Source organism: Streptomyces clavuligerus (assembly GCF_005519465.1).
GTDB classification, from domain to species: Bacteria; Actinomycetota; Actinomycetes; order Streptomycetales; family Streptomycetaceae; genus Streptomyces; species Streptomyces clavuligerus.
Window position 1 is genome coordinate 1,011,516 of the sequence record NZ_CP027859.1, and the last position, 21,606, is coordinate 1,033,121.

The 21,606-nt window shown below is 71.0% G+C and carries 17 protein-coding genes; 10 read left to right on the forward strand and 7 right to left on the reverse strand.

Annotated elements, in window-relative coordinates:
• Positions 1–37: 37 nt before the first annotated feature.
• The 3 genes from CRV15_RS32670 (at position 38) to CRV15_RS32680 (ending at position 2,651) form a co-directional block, all read left to right on the forward strand.
• Positions 38–697, forward strand: a complete 660-nt coding sequence (locus tag CRV15_RS32670) for an MSMEG_1061 family FMN-dependent PPOX-type flavoprotein (protein ID WP_029183264.1) — start codon at positions 38–40, stop codon at positions 695–697.
• A gap of 237 nt (positions 698–934) precedes the next feature.
• Entirely contained in the window at positions 935–1,885 is a 951-nt protein-coding gene (locus CRV15_RS32675; RefSeq protein ID WP_003952882.1) for an AraC family transcriptional regulator, read from the forward strand.
• 232 nt (positions 1,886–2,117) lie between these two features.
• Positions 2,118–2,651 carry an RICIN domain-containing protein gene (locus tag CRV15_RS32680; protein WP_009999384.1) on the forward strand — a complete coding sequence of 178 codons (534 nt, stop codon included), beginning with the start codon at positions 2,118–2,120 and terminating at the stop codon, positions 2,649–2,651.
• A 273-nt stretch (positions 2,652–2,924) separates the two neighbouring features.
• Here CRV15_RS32680 and CRV15_RS32685 read toward each other — a convergent pair whose 3' ends face one another.
• Positions 2,925–3,290 carry a hypothetical protein gene (locus CRV15_RS32685; RefSeq protein ID WP_003952884.1) on the reverse strand — a complete coding sequence of 122 codons (366 nt, stop codon included), beginning with the start codon at positions 3,288–3,290 and terminating at the stop codon, positions 2,925–2,927.
• Between the two features lie 379 nt (positions 3,291–3,669).
• Positions 3,670–4,578: an alpha/beta hydrolase family protein gene (locus tag CRV15_RS32690; RefSeq protein ID WP_003952886.1), complete on the reverse strand. Its 909-nt coding sequence runs from the start codon at positions 4,576–4,578 to the stop codon at positions 3,670–3,672.
• Between the two features lie 103 nt (positions 4,579–4,681).
• Here CRV15_RS32690 and CRV15_RS32695 point away from each other — a divergent pair, with 103 nt between their 5' ends.
• Positions 4,682–5,251: a TetR/AcrR family transcriptional regulator gene (locus CRV15_RS32695; RefSeq protein ID WP_003952887.1), complete on the forward strand. Its 570-nt coding sequence runs from the start codon at positions 4,682–4,684 to the stop codon at positions 5,249–5,251.
• 672 nt (positions 5,252–5,923) lie between these two features.
• Positions 5,924–6,298 (forward strand): peptidase inhibitor family I36 protein, encoded by a 375-nt coding sequence (locus CRV15_RS32710; RefSeq protein ID WP_009999386.1) that lies wholly within the window; start codon positions 5,924–5,926, stop codon positions 6,296–6,298.
• Between the two features lie 15 nt (positions 6,299–6,313).
• Here CRV15_RS32710 and CRV15_RS32715 read toward each other — a convergent pair whose 3' ends face one another.
• A complete protein-coding gene (locus tag CRV15_RS32715; protein ID WP_003952891.1) occupies positions 6,314–7,741 on the reverse strand; it encodes an MFS transporter in 1,428 nt (475 codons plus the stop codon).
• Positions 7,742–8,777: 1,036 nt separating this feature from the next.
• Between CRV15_RS32715 and CRV15_RS32720 the strand changes: the two genes are divergently transcribed.
• Positions 8,778–10,103, forward strand: a complete 1,326-nt coding sequence (locus CRV15_RS32720; protein WP_003963380.1) for a chymotrypsin family serine protease — start codon at positions 8,778–8,780, stop codon at positions 10,101–10,103.
• 198 nt (positions 10,104–10,301) lie between these two features.
• Positions 10,302–12,599 (forward strand): ATP-binding protein, encoded by a 2,298-nt coding sequence (locus tag CRV15_RS32725; protein ID WP_003963381.1) that lies wholly within the window; start codon positions 10,302–10,304, stop codon positions 12,597–12,599.
• Between the two features lie 41 nt (positions 12,600–12,640).
• On the opposite strand, the gene CRV15_RS32730 is transcribed toward CRV15_RS32725, so the two are convergent.
• Complete coding sequence (locus CRV15_RS32730) at positions 12,641–13,252, reverse strand: peptidase inhibitor family I36 protein (RefSeq protein WP_003963382.1); 612 nt, start codon at positions 13,250–13,252, stop codon at positions 12,641–12,643.
• A gap of 566 nt (positions 13,253–13,818) precedes the next feature.
• Between CRV15_RS32730 and CRV15_RS32735 the strand changes: the two genes are divergently transcribed.
• Positions 13,819–14,634 carry a DUF4253 domain-containing protein gene (locus CRV15_RS32735; RefSeq protein WP_003952896.1) on the forward strand — a complete coding sequence of 272 codons (816 nt, stop codon included), beginning with the start codon at positions 13,819–13,821 and terminating at the stop codon, positions 14,632–14,634.
• Between the two features lie 291 nt (positions 14,635–14,925).
• Here the strand turns inward: CRV15_RS32735 and CRV15_RS32740 are convergent, their stop codons facing one another.
• Together CRV15_RS32740 and CRV15_RS32745 are read right to left on the reverse strand one after the other, a co-directional pair.
• On the reverse strand, positions 14,926–15,180 hold the full coding sequence (locus CRV15_RS32740; protein WP_009999390.1) for a hypothetical protein: 255 nt from the start codon (positions 15,178–15,180) through the stop codon (positions 14,926–14,928).
• 427 nt (positions 15,181–15,607) lie between these two features.
• Entirely contained in the window at positions 15,608–16,468 is an 861-nt protein-coding gene (locus CRV15_RS32745) for a hypothetical protein (RefSeq protein ID WP_003952899.1), read from the reverse strand.
• Positions 16,469–16,944: 476 nt separating this feature from the next.
• Between CRV15_RS32745 and CRV15_RS32750 the strand changes: the two genes are divergently transcribed.
• Positions 16,945–19,014, forward strand: coding sequence for a hypothetical protein (locus CRV15_RS32750; protein ID WP_009999392.1), 2,070 nt, complete (start codon positions 16,945–16,947; stop codon positions 19,012–19,014).
• A 20-nt stretch (positions 19,015–19,034) separates the two neighbouring features.
• Here CRV15_RS32750 and CRV15_RS32755 read toward each other — a convergent pair whose 3' ends face one another.
• On the reverse strand, positions 19,035–19,667 hold the full coding sequence (locus CRV15_RS32755; protein WP_009999393.1) for an HAD family hydrolase: 633 nt from the start codon (positions 19,665–19,667) through the stop codon (positions 19,035–19,037).
• A 707-nt stretch (positions 19,668–20,374) separates the two neighbouring features.
• On the opposite strand from CRV15_RS32755, the gene CRV15_RS32765 reads away from it, so the two are divergent.
• The gene (locus tag CRV15_RS32765; protein WP_230864301.1) at positions 20,375–21,541 is read left to right on the forward strand and encodes an MFS transporter; all 1,167 of its coding nucleotides are present in this window, start codon (positions 20,375–20,377) and stop codon (positions 21,539–21,541) included.
• Positions 21,542–21,606: the final 65 nt, after the last annotated feature.

Below are 21,606 nucleotides of genomic sequence, written 5' to 3' on the forward strand. Positions count from 1 at the left end.
ACCCCAGTCGTCGGGTCGGCCGACTAGGGTCGGCAGCATGACGACACCCCTTGCCGGCAGTGCTTTCGACTCGCTCAGCCTCGACGCCGTAGCTGATCAGGACGCGTTGCGCCGGGTCTACGAGCTGCCCGGGGACACGGCCATACGCAAGCAGATGACCGAACTCACCGATCAGACCAGACGGTTGATCGGATGCTCCTCGCTGGTCCTGGTCGCCAGCGCGGACGCCGAGGGCAACTGCGACGTTTCCCCACGCGGCGGACCCGCCGGGTTCGTCTCCGTCCTGGACGCACGGACGGTGGCGATACCGGACGCAACCGGTAACAAGCGTCTGGACACCCTGCAAAACATCATCGCCACCGGACGGGCCGGGCTGCTGTTCGTCATACCGGGGCGCACCACGACGCTCAGGGTGAACGGCCGGGCCTGTGTCTCCACCCGCCCGGAGCTGCTGGCGCAACTGACCGCCGTGGGCAAGCCGCCTGCCAGCGCGCTGGTACTGGGGATCGAGGAGGTCTACCCGCACTGCCCCAAGTCGCTCCTGCGCAGCGGGGCCTGGAAGCCGGAGCAGTGGCTGCCGACGGACGCCCAGCCGACCTCGGCCGAGGTGACACTGGCCCAGCTGCGGATGCCGGAGCTGACGATCACCGACATCGAGCAGTCGGAGGCGGATTCGCTGAAGTACCGGTATGAGTAACGGGCTGACCTGCGCTGACTGAACCCACCAGCCCGTCGAGTGCCCAAGGCGGCACGCCGCGGGACCACCGTACTCCGGTGCCGGGGATTGCGGGCGCGGACCCGGCGGCGCTGACATGATCGGCCGTATGAAGGTACCCGTGACCGGAGCGACAGGAACCATCGGCGGCGCGGCGGCCGACGCGCTGACGGCCGCCTCCCAGCAGGTCGCCCGGACCTTCCGGCCGCAGGCCGTGTCATGTGGGTGAGGCTGTCGACCGACGAGGTCGCGGTGGAGGACCGGGTGGACTGGTACCACGACGTGGTGTCCCGGACGGTGGCCCCCCATCGCCTCGTGATACCCGACGGCCCACGCTTCCGGGCGCGGGCCGGTGTGCTGCCGCTGGGGCGGATCGAGCTGTCCCGGCACATCCACTCCGCGCACCACGCGCTGCGCACTCCGCGGCTGATCCGGCAGAGCGACCCCGAGCACTATGTCCTGGCGCTGATCAGCCGGGGGGCGAAGGGGATCTCCCAGCGCCGCAACGACACCGTGGCCGGGAGCGGGGACCTGATCTTCTTCGACACCTCCCACCCGTACACCGCGGGAACCCCCTCCGACGACGATCCGATCATGACCCTTCTGCACATCCCCCGGGAGCTGCTGGGCCTCCCCGTGGACCGGCTGGACGCCGCGCTGGGCAGCCGCTTCACCGCCCGTCAGGGCATCGGGGCGATCTTCCGCCGGTTCACGGACTCCCTCGACGAGCACGGCGCCGAGTGCGGTCCGCAGGAGTTACGAATCCTGGAACGGACCGCGCTGGACCTCGCCTCAGGCGTACTGGCCCAGCAGCTCGACGCCTGGGACTCCCTGCCCACCGAGAGCAGGGAACAACTTCTGCTCGCGCGGATCGACGCCTTCATCGACCGGCACCTCGCCGACCCGGATCTGACCCCCCGTACCATCGCCGCGTATCACCACATCTCCCTCAGCACCCTCTACAGCCTCTTCCGCACCCGCGAGGAGACCGTCGCGGCCACCATCCGCCGTCGCCGTCTGGAACACTGCCGCGCCGACCTCGCCCGTGGCGACCGCCCGATCCAGACGATCGCCACCCGCTGGGGCTTCAGCGGCGCGGCCGTCTTCAGCCGGGCCTTCCGCGACGCGTACGGCGCATCACCGCGTGAATTCCGCACCCCCACCGACTGATCCCGGCCCCGGCCCCCGCGACCTGCCCGAATCCGCAGGGAACGCACAGCAGGCCCGCACTCCTCGTCAAGACGCCGGCCAGCCGCGCTTCTAACGTGTGATGTGTGGGGCGGCCGCACCGCTCGTACCCGGAGACCTGCGTCCTCCTGGGCCCGCCGGCCCGCGTACTCGCCGTATCCGGCCGTCCCCGCGAAACCCACACGCGAACAGACCCACCAGAGGAGGTTTTCTGATGCGACGACCTGGCAGGATTCTCGCGACCGCCATCGGCGCCACCGGTCTGCTGATGTCCGCACTGGCTTCCCCCGCCCTCGCCGCCCCCGCGCCGGGCGCGGGAAGCCCGCGTGCCGAGACCAATGCCGCCTTCTACATGATCGGCAACGAGAAGACGGGCCGGTGCCTGGCCCTGCGCGGAAGCGGAGCCGAGCTGGGTTCCGCCGCGATCCAGGCGACGTGCAACAGCGCCGCGGCCGACCAGTTCTGGGCGTTCACCACCGCCGGACGCCTGGTCAACTACAGGACCGGTACCTGCCTCGCGGTGCGCGGCGGGAGCACGGAGGGCGGGGCCGTGGTGATCCACGCCAAGTGCGACCCCCCGGGCAGTGACCAGCACTGGAATTGGGGGGACGGCGTCAACACCCAGATCCGCAATATCAACAGCGGGCGCTGCCTGGCCCTGCGGGGAGGTGGCGCGGAGAACGGTGTGGACGCGATCCAGGCCACCTGCTCGGCGCACGGAGCCGACCAGTTCTGGACCATCCTGTAGACCGGCGGCCCGGGAGCGCGTACGGACCGTTCCCCCCCCCACGGGTCCGTACGCTCCCGGGCACGTCGGTCAGCCCCTTCGGCATCTGCTCCGGTGCCGCCTCGGCCGCGCTGTACACGGAGAACCCGTGCGACGGCGAGCCGGCCGTCGGGGGCGCTGATGTTCGTGGCGCGCTGCCTGCCGCCGGATGCCGGCCCTGCGGGCGCGGACGGTGATGCCCCGCGTCCTGCGCCCGGCCTCGCCGGTGGGGCGACGCCGGGCACAGGGCGGCGTTCAGGATGTGCTGAGCTTGATGGAGTTGTACGGGGTGAGGTTGATGTCCTCGTAGAGGAACGCGCCCATCGAGGCGGTGCAGTTCCTGCCCGCCCGGTCGGTGCACAGGCGCACGACGGCGCCGCCGGTCTGGTTGTTGAACACACGGTGGACGCCGAACTCGTCGTACAGCTGGTGCACACCGTAGGTGTAGTAGTCGTGCTCCGGCCGACTGTTGTTCCAACTGGCGTCCGGGTAGATACACACGTAGCCGGAGCGGCAACCGGCGTAGTCGACCGCCGCGTGGGCGGGCGAGGAAGCCAGGCCGAGGGTTGCCACGGACGCCGTGACAGCCAATAACGCGCTGACCTTGCGGATGGATCTCACAGGTGCCTCCAGTCAGGAAAAACGAATTCCGTCGGCGAAGGGAGTTCATGCGCGGTCCTCCTGCGCCCCGCCCTTCGCGATGTGAGATTGTCACGCCCGTTCTGCGGCGGCGACACGATGAAGTCGCTGCTTAAATGCTCTGCTCGTACGCAGGGGTTTTGGAAGCAGTTCCCGACAGGTGCCCGGCGGTGCGCTCCTTCATCCGCCGGGAACGCATCCTGTGCAGCCGGCCGATCACCCCGCCCGCAATCCAGAACGAGGGAGCTGTCCATCCGGCGACCACTCCTCCCTTGGCGCATGACATTGACCGCGCTTCAGCAAAGCGATCGGCACGTGTACCGCTGACCGGTGCGGGGCACCCCCGGCTGCCGGGCTGGGCTCACTTGCTGGTGATGCTCCACGCGCCGTCGCCGTCCTCGGCGGTGCTGCCGAGAGCGGTCCACTCGGTGTCGTCGAGGCCGAGGGTCGCGCGGAGGTAGGCGGAGATCGCGTCGGCGACAAGGGCGACGCGGGCGGGGTTCTCGTCGGTGGTCTCGGCGACCCTCTCGCCGGCGATGCCGCCCATGGTGTGCTCGGCCCCGGCGATGGTGAGCAGGCTCTTGGGGGCCGGGCTGAGGCAGTAGGCGTCGGTGAACCACTCCGGCCCCCGGGTGGAGAGCCGCGATTGGTCCTTGCCGCCCGCGATGACCAGGGCCGGAGTGGTCATGGTGGAGAAGTCCGGCTTCATGAAGGGGAGTTTCCCGGCGGCGAACGGGGTGAGGGAGTCGCTGGTTCCGGCCGCGGCGATCAGCGCGCCGGCCGACACCGCGGAGTGGGAGAGGTCCTCGCCGGGCACGCCGTCGGCGTCGAGTACGCGGGCACCGAGGACGGCGCCCGCGGTCTGGGCGCCCCAGGAGTGGCCGACCACGGCGATGCGCTCACGGTCGGCGCGGGTCCCCAGGTCGGCCTGGGCCAGGATGTCGCCGAGGTTGTCGAGGATCGCGTGGAGGTCGGCTGTCCGAACGCGCCAGATGGTGGCGAAGCGCGGATCGTCCCAGCCGATGGCGTTGCGGCGGGAGTCCAGGTGGGTGGGCTGCACCACGACGAATCCGGCGGCGGCCCACCGGTCGACGAGGGGCTCGTACCCGTCCAGGGACCATGCGTTGCCGTGGGAGAAGACGATCACGGGCAGGTCCCGGCCCGACCGAGGGGCGGTGACCCTCACCCGCAGGTCGATGCCGCGGCCAGGTGCGGGAACGGGGATGGGCTTGACCGAGACGGTCTGGTGGCCGAGGGCGCGCGAAGACATGGGAGACCTGTGCTTTCTCTGCCGATCGGCTCTGCCATACTTTGGCGGAGCGACGTTCCGCCAATTTAGCGGAACGCTGTTCCGCGAGTAAAGGGGGCCATCCGTGCGGGAGTCGGTCGGGGTACGCCAGGCACAGGCGCAGCGCACCCGCAGTGGCGTGCTGGAGGCTGCCGCGGCGGTCTTCGTCGAGCAGGGCGTCCAGGCGCCTGTCCGTGACATCGCCGAACGCGCAGGTGTTGGGGTCGGCACCGTCTACCGGAACTTCCCGACCCGCGCGGACCTCGTCACCGCCGTCTATCGGCACCAGATCGACGCCTGCGCCGCTCTCGCGCCCCGGCTCCTTGAGGAGTCCGCCTCGTCGTTCACGGCGCTGACCCTGTGGGCGGACGCGTTCGTCGACTTCCTCGTGACCAAGCACGGTCTCGGCGCGGCGCTGGGGTCCGGAGATCCGGGGCTGGAAAACCTTCACACCCTCATGCTCGACACCCTGGTCCCGGCCTGCGCGACGCTGCTGGACGCCTGCGCCGCCGACGGCGAACTCCGCTCCGGTGCCACCGCCTACACGCTCATGCGCGCCATCGGAAACCTCTGCATCACCGGCCCCGACTACGATCAGGCCGACGCCAGGCGCATGGTCGCCCTCCTCCTCACCGGATGCCGCAGCACCGCCTGACAACAGGCCCGGCGCCGGTGCCGCCCGCGCCCGCCACACCGGTTCCCGTCCACTGCGCCACGTCACGGCGTGGACCTTGACGGAGCGGCGGACGTTCTCCAGCCGGGCATGGTGGGAAGACCGGCCCGGACCACCTGGTCGACGCAGGGGTACTCGACGCCGCCGATGTCGATCCGGCGTTCCCTCGGATCTGGTTCGTGGCCGTCGGGAACAGGGACGCTGAGCGGGAGCGCAGGCACCGACACGGCGAAAGGCCCCGGACACCGTAGGACAACCGTCCGTGCGGCACGGGCCGATGAACGTACCGGGGGGCCGGGGCGAGGCCGTCGGCGCATCCGGCGATCGCCCCGTCCGGGTCCGGCCCAGCGCATCCGGCCCCGGGCGGGGGACGGGCGAAGGGCGGCCCGCCCACCCTCGGGCCGAGCCCGCCCACCCCGCCGAGGAGGCTGCCGCCGACCGGATCAGCCACTGTCGATCCGGCTACGCCGACCCGGTCGTCCGTGTCCGGTGCGACTGGTTCACCCGACGGCTGTGGTGATCGTCACGCGGCCGGCCGGGGCCGCGGCCCGTGGGAATGGGCGTGGTGGGCGGGGACCGCCGTGGCTGACGGCCGGTGTCCCGCCCGCCACGCTCGACACCCCTTATCCGTCTCCGTTCTCACTGGAGGTATCCGTGCGTCGTCTCACGGTCCTGGCCGCGGCCCTGTCCATCGCCACACCGATCGCCCCGGCGGCTGCCGCGCCCGACCCCGCGCCCAGGGCCATCGTGAGCTTCCCCGGCTCCGACTGTCCGACCCAGAGTCTCTGTCTTTACCGTGACGCCAACTACACCGGCGGTGGAATCGCCCTCCAGGGCGGTAACTCGATCTCGAATCTGGGCGACTACGGCTTCAACGACGTGATGTCGTCCTGGTCCAACGACACCTTCCGGTACTGCATGTGGTTCCCGCACATCGGCATGACGGGAGAGGGCCACCGCATGAACAACACCTACCGGATCAACCTCCCGGCGAACGAGAACGACACCGCCTCCTCCGTCCGCTGCTGAACCCGGCGCGGCCCGCTACGGCAGCCGAGGGCCTTCCGCCCCCGCCGCCGACCGGCCACGGGGCCGGCTCTCTGCCTGGGTGGGCGGAGTCGGGAGGCGCCGCTCCCGGGCCCGGGTCCATGCCACGAGGATCAGACAGGCGGCCAGACAGGCCAGGGCGGTGATCTGAAGGGCGGTAGCGGCGGCCTCCGATGTCGCCGCGCCATGGTGCTGCTCGGTGACGGCGCCGGTCAGGGCGACGCCGAGGCCGGCCGCGACCGTGATGACCGTCTTGGTGACGCCGGAGGCCTCCCCGGCCCGCTCCGGTCTGATCACCGCCTGGGTGGCGATAAGGGTCAGGGAGTTCGCTGTCCCGAGGGCCAGGCCCGCCGCCATGGCCGCGACGAGATATGCGGTGAGCGATGAAGCCCAACTGAGCAGGGCCAGGGCGGCGGCCCCCGCGCTGAGACACAGGGCCATCACCCGTACCGCGCCCGACGTCGTCACCCGCCCGGCGAGGGGGCCGGCGACGGCCATGGCCAGTGCCGGTGCGAGGAAGGCGATGCCCGCCGTGACCACCGGCAGCTCCCATCGGCCCTGGAGGGTCAGGGGGACAACGAACAGCAGCATGACGGTCGCGGTGTTGACCACCGCACCGGCGAGCGTCAGTGCCACATACGGGCCGTTGCGGAAGAGGGTCAGCTCGACCAGTGGACTTGACGTCACCCGCTCCTGGTGGATGAACCAGATCAGCAGCCCCGCCACCAAGGCCAGCCCGGCCAGTGCGGTGGACCACTGCCCGTACTGGCCCCGGTCGATGGCGAAGGCCAAGGCCGCGAGCGCGGCCGTCGCGGTGAACAGCCCGGTCCAGTCGACCCGGCGGTGGGTGGCGGTGTCATAGCTCTCCGCCGTACGGGAGGCCCAGACCGCGCCCAGCGCGGCGAGCGGGATGTTGAGCCAGAACACCGCCCGCCAGGAGACCGCATCGGTCAGGGCCCCGCCGATGAACGGACCGCAGGCGGTGGCGATCCCGCCGATGCCCAGGGCCCGGCCGGTGGCCCGGCCGCGCAGCTCAGGGGGGTAGACATTGGTCAGCAGGGAAAGGCCTACCGGCATGATCATCGCGGCCCCCGCCCCTTGGGCCACCCGCGCGCCGATCAGCGTGGGAAGGTTCGGGGCGAGCGCGCAGACCAGGGAGGAGACCCCGAGCAGGACGAGCCCCCAGACCAGCAGCCGCCGCCGTCCGAACAGATCCCCCAGGCGTCCGGCGCCCAGCATCAGCGTCCCCGTGGACAGCAGATAGGCGCTGATCACCCACTGGAGCCCAGCGCCCTCGACGCCCAGGTCACGGCCGATCTCCGGCAGGGCCAGATTGAGCGCGAACGCGTCCAACTGGATGCAGAAGACCCCCACGGACATGGCCAGTAGGGCGCTGCGCCGGACGGTGCGGCTCGGTGTCTCCATAGGGCCCCTGACCTCCTTCCAGTGCTGCGGCGGCAGCGTCGTCGGTACAGCGCCGCACGGTCGTGCGGCGGTTGGGGTGGTGGATCGGGAGAGATGCCGTTGAGGGGGAGGGCGCAGCCGGAAGGCGCCACCGTGACGGTGAACGCTGCTGCTCGGAGAGGGGGTGTGAGGAAGGCTCGGGAGCACGAGAGGGCGGAGCCGAGGGAGACGCCCAAGTCCGCAGGAACCGCCGTGGGAGGGCGCGTCAGCAGGGAACGGCGACGCGGGCTCACCAACAGCGAGCGGTTGGCCAGCAACTTTAGCTGACGTCACCCGGTCTGCCAACTCACCCCGCCGGGGCACGGACCGAAGCGGGCACCGGCCTATGATGTTCGGCCAACATCACATACGTGATCGACCATCAGCTCTCCACGCTTGCCATCACCGCTTCGAAGGGCGGTCCTGGCCTGGGGCATTCGCGGCGCGGATGAGAAAGATGCAGGTGAACGGTGCTGTCGTGGCGTGACGGCACCATGGTGCTGTCAGGGTCAGCCGTCGTGTCGACGGCGATCCGCCCGGTGACCCGTTCGCGTCCCACTTCCACCAGGACCGCCTCGGCGCCCCCTCGACCGCCACCGCGGCCACCCCGGTGAGGCGGCTCGCTGGGCCGCGCCCTTACCCGGCCCCTGCCTGGCACCGCGGACAGGGCCTGCGGTTCATCGGCCGTGCAGGACAGACCGCCGTGGCGGAGCACCTCTGGCACCGGTCCGCCGGATCGCGGGCGGCCTGTGCCTCACGCGCCGCGTGGACGGCGGACGCTGCCCTCCCCGGGCTGGGCGCGCCCGGGACCGCAACCGCGTCACAGTCCGGGCTCCCGCCGCCGCCTGCAACCCGCGAAGGAGGCGCACCGGTCCGGCAGAAGTACGGCGCGCTCTCCTTCTGCTGGTCGGTTCTTCCTGGTCAGAGCGATGACCTGGTGTTGAACTCAAGCACGGCGGTTTCTCGTCAGGAGGAATCCGCCTTCAGCGTGCCGTCCTCCCACAGGAAGTGGATCTTCATGCCCATACCGTTCTCGCGTCGCCCGGTGCTGTCACTGGGCGCCCTCGCTCTCGCCGGGCTGACCATCACCGGTCTCACCGCCGTTCCTTCCCACGCGGCCCGGCCCGCCACGGCCGGAGTCGAAAGTTCCGGGGCTGCGTTCCTGGTGAAGCACCAGCGGGTCGGCGTGGTGGCCGACGCCCTGGTCGCGGCCTCGCGGACGCTGCCGCGGCAGGGCGGGTACGCCGGACTGATCACCGCCCCGGAGAGGTCGAGCATCACGCTCTACTGGAAGGGCGGCGTCCCGGCTCAGGTGCGTCAGGCGATGAGGAGCGACCGGCGGGTGAAGGTGAGGGTGGCGACGGCCCCGTACACGGAGCACCAGCTCAAGACCGCTCGGGACCGGGTCGTCAGGCAGTGGGGGGCGCTCCCCGGGCTGACCTCGATCGGGCCCAGCCCGGACGGCAAGGGCCTGCTGGTCGGTGTGGCCGCGGAAGGCGGCAAGCCCGTTGCTGCGCGGAAGGCCACAGCCTTCTCCCGCGGCGTCTCGGGGATCACCGGCGGGGTCGCGGTCGTCAAGGTGGAGAGCGCGTCGCCCGAGGCGTCGGTGGGGAAGGCGTCAGTGGGAGCGCGCGCTGTCGGAAGAAATGGCCAGCAGGCGTACGGTGGCGCCAGATGGATGTTCACGAAGGACGGTCAGCAGTATGTCTGTTCGACCGCATTCGGTGTGCGCTATCCGGGAACGGCGGTGCAGCTGACGACCAGTGCGGCGCACTGCGGCAGCCAGTGGGGCAAGGCATACAGTCCGGAGTACCCCTCCAGCCGGCCCTTCGCCTGGATCGACACCGCCACCCATGACCGCGACGCGAGCATCCTGTACCCCGAACAGAACGGCGCGAACCGCTTCTTCCAGCCCCGCATATGGTGGGGCCCCTGGGTGGGAAGTCCTTCGGGTCAGAAGACCCTGCCGGTCAGGGGACTCAACGGCAACCATGTCGGGCAGCGTGTCTGCTCGTCCGGAGCGTCGTCGGGCACTATCTGCGACCTGAGGATCGAGGCGACCGAGAAGACCATCTGGCTCAGCGGCTCTCAGCCCGTCTACCGGACCGTCCAGGTCAGCAAGCCCGCCGGGCAGGCGGTCTGGGGGCCGGGCGACAGCGGCGGGCCCGTTGCCCAGAACAACGGTGACCATGTCTGGGCCAACGGAATCGTCTCCGCATCGGACAAGGGCAACCACCCTGCCGCATGCCAGGGCGACACCAGCCGTGCCTGCGCCAGCAAGGGCTGGTACGCGGCCCTCAACACCTACCTCGACGAGCAGGGCCTCGAACTGCTCACCCAGTAGGCTCCCGAGCGGCCCGGCACCGGGCCGTGGCCCGCCCCGCTCCCCACGCGCGAAGGGTCCGCCGGGCCCATGCCCGTCCCCGCACCGGTCCATGGTCGTCATCAGCCACAATGACCAGCACAAACACGGTACTTGAAACGTGTACCGGACCGATACGCCCCCTCTTTGGGGGTGCGGACAGCAGGGGGAAGCCCGGACATGACCCGCTCGACACCCGGAGAGTTCGGACAGCGCCTGCGGGCCCTGCGCCTCGGCGCCGGACTGAGTCAGGAGCAGCTCGCCCACAGCGCGGGACTGAGCGTCCGGGCGCTGGCGAACATGGAACGAGGTCGGACCACAGGGCCGCAGCGACAGAGCGTCCAGGCCCTGGCCCGGGCGCTGGGACTGAACGCCGACCGGACCCGGTCGCTGGAGGACGCGGCCGTGCCCGGGCGACAGCGGGTCCGCCCGGCGGCCGGTCCGGCGCCTTCGGGCACTCTCTCGCTGCCCCGGGACGCCGGAGACTTCACCGCCCGCGCCGCCGCTCTCACCACCCTGGAGCACCTGGCCGACAGCGCGGAGACCGGCGGCCCGTCCGTGGCCGTCGTCGCGGGCGCCCCCGGCCTGGGGAAGACGGCGTTCGCCGTGCACGCCGCACACCGCCTCGCCCCCCGCTTCCCCGACGGGCAGTACTGCCTCGATCTGCGTGCCATGGACACCGAACCCGTCCGGCCGGACGAGGCGCTGCTCCGGCTGCTGGCCGCCTTCGGGGTCGCCGGTCAGGCCGTGCCCCGGAGCCTGGAGGACCGGGCCGGGCTGTTACGTTCCCTCACCGCGACCCGCCGCCTGCTCCTCGTACTCGACAACGCCGCCCACGAGAACCAGATACGGCCCCTCCTCCCCGGCTCCGGCACCTCCCTCACCATCATCACCAGCCGCAAGAGTCTCACCGGCCTTGAAGCCGTCCACCGCGTCGACCTGCCCCTGCTGCGCCGCGAGGAAGCGGTCGCACTCCTCACCCGTATCGTCGGCCCGGAGCGGGTCGCCCGCGAGGCCCAGGCCGCACGCGACCTCGCCGACCGGTGCGGACGCCTGCCACTGGCCCTCCGGATCGCCGGACAACGCCTCGCCGCCCGACCACACGAGACCCTCGGCAAACTCGCCGCCCTCCTCAGCCACGAGGAGTGCCGACTCGACCTGCTCCAGACCGGAGACCTGAGAGTGCGGGCCGCCTTCACGCTCTCCTACCAGCAGCTCGACGACGCCTCCCGCCTCCTCCTCCGGCGCTGCGCCCTCGCGGCGGGCCCCGATGTCAGCCCCGAGACCGCCGCCCTCCTCGCCGACATCCCGCTCCGCGACGCCCGGCTCCGTCTGGAGGAACTCTGCGACCGCGGGCTGCTCCAGACCGACCCTGCGGCCGAGCGCTACGGCTTCCACGACCTCCTCGGACTCTTCGCCGCCGAACGGATGACGGCCGAGGACGATCCACCGGCCCGGGACGCGGCGCTGGACCGGCTCTCCCGCTGGATGCTGGCCCGGGCCACCGCCACGGCCCTCCACTTCGACGCCGAACGGCATGACGCCCCGACCGGTGACCCCGACCCCGCGACCGCCCCGGCCGGTCGCGACCAGGCCCGCGCCTGGCTGGAGGCCGAACGGAACCAGTGGCTCGCCGCCCTTCACCACGCCCACGCCGCAGGTCGACACCGGCAGGTCCTCGACACCGCGCTGGCGATGCACTGGTTCTCCGACCTCACCCAGCACTGGCGCCAGTGGGTCGACGTCTTCGGAATCGGCGTCGACGCCGCCCGCGCCCTCGGCAGCCCGCACGAAGAGGCCACCCACCTGAACTACCTGGCCTGGGCCCACAACAGATGCGCCCACAACCCCCTCGCCGCCCTCGAAGCCGCCGACGCCGCGCTCTCTGTCGCCCGCGCCTGCGACGACCCGCTCCAGACCGGCTGGGCCCTCGGATGCGGCGCCGGCGCGCTGCGCCGCCTGGGACGGATCGACGAGGCCATCGCCCGGCTCGACGAATCCGCCGACTGCCATCGCGACAATCTCACCCTCCAGGGCAGGCTCGCCCTGCTGACCACCCTCAACACCCTCGGTGAGGCGCTGCGCGGACACGGCCGGGCCGACCAGGCCACCGCGGTGCACCGGCGCAGCCTGGAGATCTGCGAGGAAGGCGTCCTGCACCAGGTGGCACCCCACCTCCGCGCCATCTACCGGGCCGTCACCCTGCAACACCTCGGCAACGACCACGCCGCCCTCGGCCGCTGGCAGGAGGCCGAGGCACCCCTGCGGCAGGCCCTGGCGGTCTTCGAGTCACTCGACATGCCGGGGTGGGCCGGACCCGCCCAGCTCGAACTCGGATGCGTCCTGCGCCGTCTCGACCACCCCGATGAAGCACGCGCGGCACTGGCTGCTGCCCTGCGCACCCTCACCGCCCACCACCACCCCCGCCAGGCCGAGGCCGCCACCGAACTCCACACCCTCGACCACGCCCGCCACTGACGCCCGCCCCGCTCCCGGCGGGGCGGGCGTCAGCCGCCGTTCTACGTCAGGACCATGGAGCTGGCCTGGTCGTTCATCGCGTCGCCGACATAGGGAGTGCTGGAGGTGTACATCTGGCGCGCGCCCTGGTAGTGGGGGTCCGAGTGCAGCTCGATGTGGCAGTTGCCCGCGGGAATCACGGAGGTGATCTTATTGTTCCAGAAGCTTCCGAGGTCGCCGTAGGTCGCGTCCCAGGCCCCGTCGTTCCGGCACCGGGAGGGGATCGTCAGTGTCCAGGACCAGCCACCGTAGTTGAAGTCCTCGTAGACGAAGCCGCCCACCACCTGGCTCGCGGCGCGGGGGCTGGTCCGTGAGGTGTTCGCCTTGGCCGCGGCCTTGGCGGAATTCCCGGCGGGCGCGTCCAGCTCGGCCAGGAACCGCTTGTCCTCGGCCGCCTTCGCCGGGGTCGCGGGAGCGTCGGTGATCCGCCCGCCGGTGGCCGCGGCGATGCTCTCCCGGAAGGTGTCGTAGCAGGTGATCCTCTCTGTGGCGAGATCGACGACACAGTGGCCGACGGGCTTGGCCTGGGAGGCCGCCGCGGCCGGGCTGGGAACCAGAAGGACGCTCGCGCACGCGGCGGCCACGAGCCCGGCCGCACTTGTTCCGACTCTCATGTTCTTCCTTGTCTCCAACGGGGTGAAAGGCCCGACCGGTCCATGCCGACAGCGCTGTTCACCCGATGATCTTTGCGGGAAAAGCGGAGGCACCCTTCGACCGGACTCCGCCGGGGGCCCTTCCCGCACTCCCGTTGCCGAGCCCTCCGGGGCCTCATGTCCATTCCAGCGCTGAGCCGGGGCCGTCACCAGGAACAACGACCGGCACAAGTACGGTGCTCGTTACTTGTGCCGGGACGGCGCACCCCACACGTCTGCCGACGCCGTGTCATCGCTGGGGTTGGCATCCGCACAGGTGTGACGACTCCGGACGGCTCCGCCGAAACCATGGTCGAGCTGCCCGTCAGGGTGCGCTTCCGCAGGAGAACGCATATGTCGTCTCGCGGCGACGGCTCGACCTGCCGGGCCCCTCCTCGTCCCAGGAGTCCGGCTCACGACCGCAGGCGGCGCATGGGTGGCGGATGGAACGGCCGAGAGCCGGAGCGTGGTGCGTGGGGTCCGCGCGGTACCAGGTCGCGCACGGTGGACGGGAGCCGTTGTCAGACCTCGGCGGTAGCGTCGTTGCCGTGGATTCCGAACTGCTGCCCGAACTGCTGCGGTCCGTCGGCACAGCGCTGCCGCCCGGCCGAATGATCACGCCGGACGAGGGCACCGGCGTCGAGCCGCGCCTGTGGCTGAGCGAAGGACCGGCGCCCGCCGGGCTCTGGGCGCGGGTGCTGGGCGCCCGTGCCGGGCTCTGGCCGCTGCTGCTGATACCGGTGGACGGCGACGGTGACTGCCGCCCCTGGGCCACGGGCGAGCTGTACCCGCAGGGCATGTCCGCTCCGGGCGACCACGACCCGTACGCGCTGCTGGCCCGCTGGTGGCAGAGACACACCGCCCCCGACAAGGACGACGACCCCTCCTCCCGCGCCGCCCGGCTCGCCGTCACGGCACCGTTCGGTGAGACCTGGCCCGGCCCGGCGCCCGCGCGCGCCGATGTGGCGGGCGCCGACAGGACGGCCGTCGAGTGGTCCGACTTCCTCGCCTCCCTGCACCCCGAGGCCCGGCTGGGTCTGGTGGCGGCCGAATGCGGCGCCGACACCCTCGCCGCACTCGGCTGGCAGGGCCCGGTGAACCACGAGGGCGACACCGCCACATGCGCCGCCGTCGTCCGCAGCTGGGAGGAGCGCTTCGGCGCCCGTGTCGTCGCCATCGGCTTCGACACACTGCACCTGAGCGTCGCCGCGCCGCCCACCAGCCATGCCGAGGCGCTGGCCGTCGCCGCCGAACACTTCGCGTTCTGCCCCGACAACATAGAGCAGGGCGCCGGGCCGCCCTCGCTGAACGCCTACGCCGAACGGCTCGTCGACACGGAGTACTGGACCTTCTGGTGGGACTGACACATGGCCGGTTCTCTGGACGCCGCCGCCCCGTCCAGCCCAGCCAACGGCCGCTTCCCGCTCGGCCAGGAAACCGGAGAGTGGCAGTCCGCCCGCGCTGTGGAGACCCGTCGCCGTACCGCCTCCACCAGGACCGCGATGTCATTTCCTGGCGCTGGACCGCTTCGGAAGGGCCTTATTCCGGCATCTCGCACGGAGCGGTTGCGCTCCTCGGCCAGGACCGCACTGGGGGCACATCGCGGCCAGGGGCCCCATGCCAGGCCCTGGGCGGGAGGGTGACGATCCGTCCGGTCAGGCGGGGTTGGACGGCCACGGGGCGCCAGGCACCTTGCAGTCGTAGCCGCGGCCGACCCGCACCGGGACGTGCGGATGCGCGGCCTTGAAAGTGTCGACGATGCCCTGTGCCGCCGCGGCGGCTGCTCTGTCCGTCAGCTCCGGGTCGGGTTCGAGCGGGAGCGAGAACGACAGCGCCGATTCCACCGAGCCGTCCTCGGCGTACTGCGAGATGTAGTAGTTCACCTTGTGGGCGCCCTGAGGTATCGACATGTCCCCGTTGTCCTTCCTGAGGCTGGTGCCTCGCACGGGGTCCGCGGGAGGCAGGACGATCCTGGTCGGCGGGCCGCGCCCGAGGCAAGGTCATCACGGGATGCGGCCGCTTCCCGGGCCGGGCGGCGGTGTCTTCGGCGGCGGCCTCGGGGTGCGAGGAGCGCCGCGCCGCTTCCGTGCCCCTCCGTCGACCACCCGTCTCCGGCAGGTCCTCGCGGCGGTGCCGATGGCGTGCCTTCGCGTCGGGCCGGACCGGTCACTCCCAGAGGCCGGCCAGGCTCGATGAATCCCCGGGTCGCGCAGCGTCCGCCCCGCCCGCGTGGGGCGGATGTCTGAGCGGAGCGGTCGAGTCCGCACCGAGGGGGGGCAGCCTCGTGCGCAGGGTCCGAGCCTCTGCCAGGGGTCCCGGCCAGGCGTCCCGGTCGGCTCATACCCCGCCGCCGCAGCCGCCACCGCCGCACGAGCTGGCCGCGCCCACACCGCCGTCGGCGTCGCGGGCCCAGCCGGAGGAAGGGGCGGGGTCCGCACCGGCGGCCCGCTCCGGTCTGTGGACGCGGACCCGCGCCCGGGTGACGCAGCGCTCGCACCGCGCCTCGAACTCGGGCCACTGAACCTGTCGCGTCTTGTCGTTCGTCATCACGAGCCAGACGGCCGCGGGCACATGCACGGCCAGGGCGATCAGGAACCAGATCCCGTCCGCGCCCGGCTGGCGGGTATAGAACCCGATGCCGTGGATCAGGACGGCGAGCAGGCCGAACACCGCCGCCCGCGCTTCCGTCTCACCGGGCACGCCGCGCGTCCGACATGCGGGGAGGCTGCGCCGTGCCGCCTGCTGCAACTGGGCCGTGAAGGCCGGGAAATGGGGGGACACCCTCACCTCCTCCACGGAACCGCTTCCTCCGGCGTCGTGAACGGCCGTCTGGAGCGCCGCCAGCAGGGGATGCGACTCCGGTCGTCTCTTCCGTACCGACCGGCTTTCCTGCACCGACCGGCTTTCCTGCACCGACCGGCCTTCCCGTACCGACCGGCGCTGGCTGCGGGAGGGGCGGTTTCCGCGGGACAGCAGCAGAAGCCCGGCCTGGGTCGCCGCCTGTTCTCCTTCGAGGTGGTACATGGCGAGAACGGGCTGGGCGGCACCGGTTTCGAAGAAGCGTCCGATGATCCTCCGGTCACGCCGGAGCCGGAGCCGGAGGCGGATCAGCGAGTACGCCATGAACGCCGCGAAAGCGCCGGTCCAGACGACCGCGAAGGCCCAGAAGGTCGGTAAGCCGCTCAGGAAGCCTGCCATCGGTTCTCCCCCGTCGAATCCGTCCGGTCGTCAGCGCCGGCCGGGAAGCGTGTCCCCCCTGGCTTCCAGGGTGGCAGGAAAGGCCACTGCCGCAACAGGTGCCCGACAGCTCCCGAGGCCGCCGGACCGGGGTGTGACCCCTGCCGGAATGCGCCTCACCGACAGAGACCACCAGGCACCCGACCACCGCTCACACACCCAACCACCGCTCACCCGACCACCGGGTCACACACCCGACCACCAGGCACCCGACCGCCGCTCACACACCGACCACCGCTCACGCACCCGACCGCCGGACGGGCGACCGCCAGGCACACCACCACCCCTCACCCGAGCACCGCGCGCCCCGACCGCCGGGAACGCGTCGAGAGGCCCACCACCGCACGGAGAAGACGGGATGTCAGACCCCTGTGGCAGGGTGGTGTCCTGGACGGAAACCCCGTCCGGGACACCCCGGCAACCTCAGGGAGCAGCAGGTGAACAGCCCCGACACCGCCCCGCCCGGGCACCGTGCGGCACGGCGGCGCCCGGACCTCGCCACGATCACGGCCTGGTGGCGGGGGCTCGGTGGCGACGGGTTCCTCGTCCTGCCGCCGCCGAAGCGGGGCCGCTACACCCAGTCCGACGGTCACGAGGACGCCGCCGAACTCCTCGCGGCGCGGGGCAGCACCGGCCCCGCCTCCTTCGCGTACTGGCACTGGCAGTCCCACGAGCGCGCCTTCGACCGATCCGGCGCCCTGACCGGCGAACTGCTGCTGCACTGGGGCGGCGACCACGCCGCCGTCGCCGCCGGGCTCGGCGAGGGACCGACCGGTTTCCGGGTCGTCGACGGCGGGCCGCGGAGCGCCTTCCGGCTGGACCGGGTCACCCACCGGGACGACGCGGGCCTGCCCGACCCCATGGACCCCGACGGCGTACGCCAGTTCCTCGACGCGCTCGACGAGCCGGTGGACCGCCGTACCTCCACCCCCCGGTACCGGGCGCTCTCCCCGGTCGAGGCCGAATGGCTCCACGACCGGCTGCGCGACCCCCTGGACCTCTCCGCCGCGACCCGGTTCGCCATCCCGCTGGAGCGGCGGGACGGGCTCACACCCGACGAGACCGAGCGGCTGCTGCGGGCGTGGCGGGTCGGGTACGAGGGGCGGCTCGCGGAATGGGACGCCTGGGGGGAGCTGCTTCACGCGCTGCTGCGCCACGGCCACGAGGAGGCGTGGGAGATCGTCGCCGCGCTCGGCTCCCGGGTGTCCGGCGTCCTGCGCGAGGTGCCGTCCGAGCGGGGCCTGGCCGTCGTGCGCGGGTTCGCGCTCGCCGGAGACCGGGGCGCGGTCCCCGCCTGGCTGGCACTGCACCGCTCGGTCCACGAGCCCGACGCGGTACGGGCCGCGGCCTCCCTCGCCGCGGAACTCGCCGCGCCCGGTGTCCCGGAGACCGCGCTGCGCGAGCTGTACCACGCGTTGATCGGCGCTGTCACGGCCGACTGGAGCCGTCGGACGGGGGCGGACCACCACACGGAGCGGCAGTGGGCGGCCCTCGCGGCGATCCGTTTCGGCACCGACGACCGGCTGCCGCGCTCCCTGCGTGTCCTCGCGGCGTACGCGGCCCGCGACCACGCGGACCTCGTACGGGAGGAGGCGCTCCGGCCCGGCCGTTCCGTGTTCGTCGGCACCGGCACCGCCGAGGTACTGGCCGCGGTGGACCGCTACGAGGCCGCCCGGGACGGCCTCCTGTCCGGCACCGGACCCGATCTCACCGCGTACGAAGGCACGCTGGGCGACGTCTGGCACCGGTACCGGACGCTCACCGACGCCGATGTGCGCTGGCTGCGGGAGCGGGTGAGCGACCCGGCCACCGGTCTGCAAGGACTCGGTTTCTGCCTCGAACTCCTGCTCTCCCACGGTCTGGCCACGGACTCCGACGTCGAGGCGCTGCTGCCGCGCCGGCTGAAGGACCTCACCAAGAAGTACCGGACCACGTACACCGAGTGGCGCCATCCGCTCGTCACCCTGACCTGTCTCGCCCTGGACCTGGACCATCCGGCCGCGGGGAAGCTGGTCTCCTGGTGGAACGGAGCCCGCCCCGCCTGGAAGGACGAGCTGCGGCTCCTCACCCACCTCGGCGCCCCCGACGAGGCCAAGGCCGCCGAGCTGTGGGACTTCGTCGTCTCACCCGCCCACGACGTGGGTCAGTTGATGACCTGGGTACTGGTCCGGGCCCGTCTCGACGGGGAACACCCGCTGCTCGTCGCCGACCGGCTGATCGGTACCCCGGGCATCCGCGAGCACGACCTGTGCCAGGTGCTGATCGGTGTGGCCGACCCCGGACAACCGCTGTGGCACTACGCCGTCGACCCCCGCAGCCGGGGCTGGTGGCAGCGCGCCGTGGAGGTCGCCGAACACCCCGGCCTCTCCCCGGCGGCCCGCGCGATGGGCCTGCGCACCGCCCGCGGGCACTGCCTGCTCCATCACCCGGATCAACTGTGCCCCGCTCCGACCGAGGCCGAACGCGCGGCGGCCCTGTCCTGGATCGCCCGGCACGCCGAAGGCTGAGGGCCTTCCCCCCCCCGGGGTCACTCACCAGCGAGTGCGGGCAGCAGGCGCAACACCTGCTGAGGGGAGTCGAGCACGGTGTCGGCCGGTTCCTCGGGGTCGTACATATGGCCCCATGCCGCTGCGGCACTGTGGCTGCCCGCGGCGCGTGCCGCCCGGAGGTCGAGCGCGGAGTCGCCGACGAGGACCAACTGCCCTGCGGCGACGCCGAGTCGTTCGGCGGCCATCAGCATGCCATCGGCGGCGGGCTTGGGCCGTTCCACGCAGTCCCCGCCGATGAGGAGGTCCACCGACAGCCCCGCCGAACGCAGCAGGAGTTCGGCCGCGCGTGTGCTGGCGCCCGTGAAGACAGCGACTGGCAGGTCCCGTTGCCTCAGAGCGTGGAGGGTCTGCGGCACCCCTGGGTACGGGGCGACCCGCACACCGTCCAGCGCCTGGTAGTACGCCTCGCATTCGTCCGCCGAGAGGGTGCGACCCACCAGGAACGACAGGATGACCTCCGGGGTTCCTCGCCAGTAGGCCGCCACGACCTCGTCGAACTCCACCCGTCGGCCTGCCAGTTGCTCTGTGGCTTGGACGAACGCCTGCGGCACGGCGTGGCTGGAGTCCAGCAGCGTGCCGTCCATGTCCCATACAACAGTGGTCGGATCCATGCGCTCATTGTGGCGCCGATGGCGCGTACCGCACCGACAGCGCGGTCTGAACCAATGGCTCTTTTGGATCACTGTGAGGTCGGGACGTCCCAAGGCTTGGTCAGTAGGGTGCATAACATTTATGAGTATGCACCCATTTAGATGCATGTATGGGTTGGCTTAGATGCCAGTGGTTTGAGTCATTGCGCAGGTGCCTGTTGCGTATTCGATTGGTATAGACATACATTTTTTAAATGGTTCTAGCGGGGTTTTCTCGATGTTGACACCTGTCCAGTAAATGATCTACGGCATGTCGGTCGGCCTGTGCGGTTCCCCGGTCACCCGACCGCGGTGAGGTTGTGAAGGCGGGCGATACCGAGCATGGCGTGGTGGAATCCGGCGCCCTGTCGGCGGCGGCCTTCGCGCCGGACGGCTCCCGCGCCCCTCTGGTCCAACCGCTCAGTGATCAACCCGGTGTGAGCGGGCTGTCCAGGGTGCTCCGATGCCGTGATCCCATCTGCCGCGAAAAGATCATCTCACCCATGACCAGCAGTTGCCCATGACCAAGCAGCTGCCGGGCAAGCCTTGGGTTCCCACACGCACAAGCAAGAGTTGAAGCCGCAGAGACTCATTGACGATGGGGGGACGTCATCAGCGCGCGCGCAGACAGCTCGAAATGCTTATCGGCCAGGAGCAGAAAATTTGCAGTGGGTGCGATGGAGCGCCCTTTGCTGTACTCTGTCGCGCTCGACACGGCAGGCGCAGGATTATTCCTGCCGCTGTCCCTGCTGTTCTTCCTCAACGTCCACCACATGTCCGCCGCCACCGCAGGCGCGGCCGTCTCCGCCGGTTCGATCCTGTCCTTTCTCGTCATTCCTGCTGCTGGACGTCTCGTGCAAGTCATGGGGCCGAAGCGTTGTCTTCTGATCAGCAATCTGATGACTGCCGCAGGGTATTCTTCCTACTTCTTGGCCTCGTCCGGCACACGTGTGTTCTGTGCGTCGTTCATCGTCATGGCGGCGGACAGGCTGTACGGCGCAGCATGGCCGGGAGCAGTGGCGCGTGTTGCCTCGAAGGAGCAGCTCCCCCAGTGGTTCTCCTTTGTCAACTTCCTGAAGACGACATGCCTCGGGCTGGGGGCCGTCGCGTCCACCGGACTCTTGGCCCTGGCCGGACCGGCAGGTCTCAAGGTCGCGCTGATGGGAAACTGTCTGAGTTCTCTCGCCGCCGCGTTCTTCGTTCTGCGAACTCGAATACCGCCCGGTGGCACCGGCGTACAGCCGGGTGCCACAGATTCCCGTGCGACTCTGATGTCCACTCTCAAGAACAGCGCATTCATGGCCCTGGTGAGCTCCCAGACCCTTCTGTCGCTTGCCTGGCTGATACCGACGGTCGCATTTCCGATCTACTTGGTCGATGTGCTGCACCATGCTGCATTCTGGCCGGCTGCGGTAATCGCCGTACGCTACGCCGTAATTTCCGCCATTCAGATTCCGCTCGGCAACCGGGTGGCCGGCTGGAGCCGCAGCAGAGTGCTCGTTCTGGCGATCGCCGCGGCGGAAACCGCAATCTTGACAACCATGTTCATCTCATCGGCGCCGGCCGTGGCTCAAGGCTGGATGGCGGTGCTCGCCACCGTGTTGCTCGCCGTCGCGGAGGCGGCTTCGAAACCCACGGCCGCCGCAGCCGCGGTGGCCCTCGCCCCGGACCGGGACGAGGGGCCGTACATGGCCGTCTTCCAGCTCACATGGGCCGTCTCCTACGCGGTAGGACCGGCTCTCATCGGCTGGGGCATGGGGCACGCGCTGCTCCTGTGGTGCGTACTGGGCGGCTGTGTCCTCATCTCCGGTCTTGTGCAGGTGCTTTCCCCGGAGCGTCGCCGGTTCGCCCGGTGACGGCCCTTGTCCCGCCGGTGGATTCCGCCGAATCGCCTGCGCAGTCGTCAATCGTCCGGTGAAAT